At 30.2% G+C, this 1650-nt stretch carries 1 protein-coding gene; it reads right to left on the bottom strand.

All coding sequences use genetic code 11. From position 1 onward, the window contains the following. Nucleotides 1-83: 83 nt before the first annotated feature. Complete coding sequence (locus CHU92_RS00465) at nucleotides 84-1421, bottom strand: AAA family ATPase (protein ID WP_094411511.1); 1338 nt, start codon at nucleotides 1419-1421, stop codon at nucleotides 84-86. Between the last annotated feature and the right edge of the window lie 229 nt (nucleotides 1422-1650).

The following is a 1650-nucleotide window of genomic DNA, read 5'->3' as shown; positions in this document are numbered from 1 at the left end:
AGCTGGAAATTAATTTAATACAATTTTTGTCGTGTACTTAGAATTTTCTGGTATATTTTATTTCGACTTAAATATTTCATAGCTTACCAATTCAAGTCTTTTAAATTTCCTAAAAATGGTATTCCACCAAATCTACCCTTTAGATAACCATTCTCAATATCAATAGTGTTATGAATTTTAAAGTCACTTAGTGGGTATATTTTACTTGAACCGTCAATATCTTTTTGAGCAAACCAAATTTCATCAGGTCTTAGAATATTTTGATCCAACAAATTAGATTCGTGTGTTGAAAAGATTAGTTGTCCTTTAACCTGTTCATTCAAAGTAAGTTTAGTTACAATTTCTTTTATTGTCATCGGATGAATGCTTCTTTCTATTTCGTCAATTATATATACTTTGTCATTACTTATTATTTCTTGAAATGCAGGAATATAGTCTATTAACCTTTTAGTTCCATCTGATTCTTGACCTAAATTGAATTCAATTCTATTACCTAACGAATTTGTATGTTTAGTAATCAGTCGCTTTGCTATTATCTCATCGTTTTCATAAATAAGAGCAACCTCTTCACCTGTCTCGCTGTGAGTAGCCACAGAAAGTTTATTAGGTTCATTTTTTAAATCCTCAATTAGTTTCTTTCTCAATTTAGCACCTTCTTTACCAAAAAAGTCTTCAAGTTTCTTTTTTTCGATTTCAATTTCAGAAATACCTGTGTTTAAACTTGGGATAAACTTGTTTGCAAAGTCTAGCATAGTTACATCTTTATCTAATATGTGTGCTATGCCACCTGGTCTTGCATCTGGTTTTATAATTACCAATGTGTCGTCAAACCAATTAAAAGCTGACTTAACTGACTTAAAGTCTTCAGGATACTTTTTACTTAAAAATGTTATTAAGAGTTCATTTGGTTGAACTAATTTTTCTGCGAGAACTTCTGCGAATAATTTTTCTTTTTCTGTCTTATAATAGTCCTTATAAAATTCGATTTTTTGAATATCATCATTGATATTTCTTTCAAAAATTAATTCATCATTGTCTTTATTACTATGAGCTAAATATTCATTTAGAATTTTACCGTTATCAAATGTAATAGTATAGAAATATGCATTATTATTTGCAATAAGCTCAACACCAAGGGAAATAGGTGCTTTTAACTTTACTTCATCTAATTTGAATTTAAAATCATCAATCTCTGATGGGAGTTTTCCATCTTCGACCATAGTTTCTAATAAAGATATTGATTTAATTAAATTTGATTTTCCCGACCCATTAGCCCCATAAATCGCACTATATCTCAAAAATTCAAAATCACCTATAGTTACTTTGTGGTGTTTTAATCTCTGTGTTTTATTTGGAAACAGATTAAATTCTGTCTCATCTTTGAAGGAGTATATATTTTTAGCAACAAATCTGATTAGCATTGTCTTTTTATTTTTTAAACGTGAAAAATTCACGTAAATATATGGCAAATTCTTGGTTTAGTGCAATATTCGTAGTATTTTTTCGTATAATGCGTGAAAATTCCACGCTGATTATACTTTGGGTGGTATGTTTAGCCTTGCAGATAACGCCCCAGGCGATTTGCGAAGTGATTGCATTTTGTAAATCGCTTTGTTGTCGGACAGTCCCGAAGGGCTGGCCGGGGCAAAT

Origin of the sequence: Flavobacterium cyanobacteriorum (assembly GCF_002251835.1) — a bacterium.
GTDB lineage: Bacteria > Bacteroidota > Bacteroidia > Flavobacteriales > Flavobacteriaceae > Flavobacterium > Flavobacterium cyanobacteriorum.
The sequence above is the reverse complement of the archived record's forward strand: the minus strand, read 5'-3'. Positions and strand labels throughout refer to the sequence as shown.

What these genes read in the sequence shown, in the direction of transcription:
- CHU92_RS00465 (WP_094411511.1), bottom strand. Translation starts at nt 1,421, where the DNA reads ATGCTAATCAGATTTGTTGCTAAAAATATATACTCCTTCAAAGATGAG.